Origin of the sequence: Winogradskyella aquimaris (assembly GCF_042676105.1) — a bacterium.
Classification (GTDB): Bacteria; Bacteroidota; Bacteroidia; order Flavobacteriales; family Flavobacteriaceae; genus Winogradskyella; species Winogradskyella aquimaris.
This window is the reverse complement of record NZ_JBHTJQ010000019.1, coordinates 1-2,359: the sequence shown is the minus strand read 5'-3', so window position 1 is coordinate 2,359 and position 2,359 is coordinate 1. Positions and strand designations below refer to the sequence as shown.

The following is a 2,359-nucleotide window of genomic DNA, read 5'->3' as shown; positions in this document are numbered from 1 at the left end:
ATAGGAAAAGAGCAGGGATTCGCATTGTTGACGGAATCTAAAGTTCCTACGGCTATAATAATCTTACTCTGCTCTTTTGTTCTTTCTGGTTAAAGTCTCTAATTTAACTATAATACAAACTTAGGACGGCTATAGTTCATTGCGGCGGAATTTCCTCTCGGAAATTCCTGCGTGTTTGCTAACTTTGGTTTACGGCGGAATAGTTCTGTCGAACCATTCCGCAACGAAACCATAGCCAAAACCGTTGGCTACAATTTAAATGAACCCGAAAACAATTGACATAAATCAAAAACACTTTATAGCTTCTTTTAGGTATAATAAAAGTAAGCCGGAAGATTTCGGACTAAAAAAAGTTGACGGAAAAGACCACTTTGTTGATAAAAACGGAACTTTATGGAAGAATGAAATATTGTGGGATTCAGGTTGGGGAAATGAATACGGATTTGTAAGAATACCAGAACCTAATTTTGAACAGTTATGGATTTTGCTAACTAAATCCAATATTGAGAATAACTTGTTAGGTTCGGCTGAATTACTCACTCATTATCCGAATGAACTCAAAGAAAAGCTACAAACTCTATTCAATCGGAATGAAAAACTGAATAGAAAATTGACCAAAAGACTTTCTCACTTGGAATTACTCAATCACGTTACTAATCATTCAGATGTTGGAGGAAAAAGACCTGAACAAGTAGACGCTGATTATCGTGAATGGAAAAAATTAAAAGATGATTTTGACCGACTAAAAACTGAAAGTCTAATAAAACGAATTAAAAAAACTGTAGCCAACAATGTATAACCGCAATTACGGCGGATTCGACTACGTCCGAATCCACTCGGAATTGCTAAAGTCAGTGCTAAACCGAAAATAATCGCTAATTTAACCCGTAACTGACGGTTATACGAGACCGTTACCACACATTTGAGAAATGACATTCATATTAATATTTTTTGGAATTTTAATCGGACTGAATTTAATACCAGAGCTGATTAAGAAAGAATATCCCAAAACCGAAAAAATTATTACTCGAATTGTGTTTTATACAACCATAATATTCCTGATTTTGATTTTGTTATCGCTTATTGGAATTAGATTCAAAGGACTTTATACGAACAGAATAATCGGTCTGACTTTTTTAGTATCAAGTCTATTTTATTTCGCAACGAAAAAGAACACAAGGAATAAAATAATATCAATAGTATTTTTATTTCCATTGATTTTAGCTGGCTTCTATTTCCAGTTTTTTAATCAAAATTTAGGAACGTATAAAGTAAATGACGAATTGAATATAAAAATCAGCCAAGAAGGGTTTTTGGCTTGTGGAGAAATAATCCGACTGACTAAATCAACGCTTCTGATTTTTGAAAAGGAATTGATTTATGACAGTAATCAATGTTTGAGAGGAATAGACAGAATTGAAACGAGTGAATTTAATGATAAACGTGCAGAATTTTTAATTTATCACAATGGAGAAATGGACTCTGAAAACCCTTATCATTACGAAATTGAAAATAAAAACGTGTGGTAACAACGTATATAATCCATTGCTAGTGAGAGCCTACTTACGAAAATCCTCGCGGATTTTCTATTCGGTTTTTATTTGCTAAATTACGTGCTAAACCACGCAACGTATCATATACAAGACCGTTGCCACACATTTGACAGAACCATTGAAAATTGACAAACCTCATATCAAGTTACATAAAATTGATGGTCAACTTGTACTTGATATTGATACATGGGAATTGAAAGATATTATTGAAGATTATTTACGCGAGGAATGTGATATTGATTATGAATACTATCATGATTTGAATCCTGAATTAGCGCAAACCAATTATGAAAGTTATCGTCTTTTCTTTTCCGACAGTTATTCTGAAAACCAAATTACAGACGTTCTGAAAAAATACTCTGATAAAGAATTAATTGAAATTGTTGAATTTCAAAGGTCACAAGCTAATGGAAGGTTTTATTGTGAATGTTGCGGATATAACACGCTGAATGAAAAACCAAACGGAACATATCAAATATGTACGACATGCTATTGGGAAGATGACCCAATTCAATCAGCTGAACCAGATTATGAAGGTGGAGCAAATAGAGTATCATTAAACCAAGCGAAACGGAATTTTGCCGAATTTGGAGCTTGTGAAAGAGATATGATTAAAAATGTGAATAAAGTACATAAAGATGACATTAGAAACCCGAAATATAAACTGAAATAAAAACGTGTGGCAACAAAGAACTGAGTTAAAAAACAAGTCTTTTTAGCTTAATCTTGACACATAATTTTCATCATAAGGCAATCCTGATTTTACAATAGCGAATGCTTGTTTTAAAAGTTTGTTTGCTACTGCA

General features: G+C 33.0%; 3 protein-coding genes. All 3 read left to right on the top strand.

What is annotated here, in order from left to right:
- The first annotated feature begins 259 nt into the window (after window positions 1–259).
- The 3 genes from ACFQ1K_RS14405 (at window position 260) to ACFQ1K_RS14395 (ending at window position 2,226) form a co-directional block, all read left to right on the top strand.
- A complete protein-coding gene (locus ACFQ1K_RS14405) occupies window positions 260–799 on the top strand; it encodes a hypothetical protein (protein ID WP_320556876.1) in 540 nt (179 codons plus the stop codon).
- A gap of 130 nt (window positions 800–929) precedes the next feature.
- Window positions 930–1,529 carry a hypothetical protein gene (locus tag ACFQ1K_RS14400; RefSeq protein ID WP_320556875.1) on the top strand — a complete coding sequence of 200 codons (600 nt, stop codon included), beginning with the start codon at window positions 930–932 and terminating at the stop codon, window positions 1,527–1,529.
- A 130-nt stretch (window positions 1,530–1,659) separates the two neighbouring features.
- Complete coding sequence (locus ACFQ1K_RS14395) at window positions 1,660–2,226, top strand: CPCC family cysteine-rich protein (protein ID WP_320556874.1); 567 nt, start codon at window positions 1,660–1,662, stop codon at window positions 2,224–2,226.
- The last annotated feature ends 133 nt before the right edge of the window (window positions 2,227–2,359 follow it).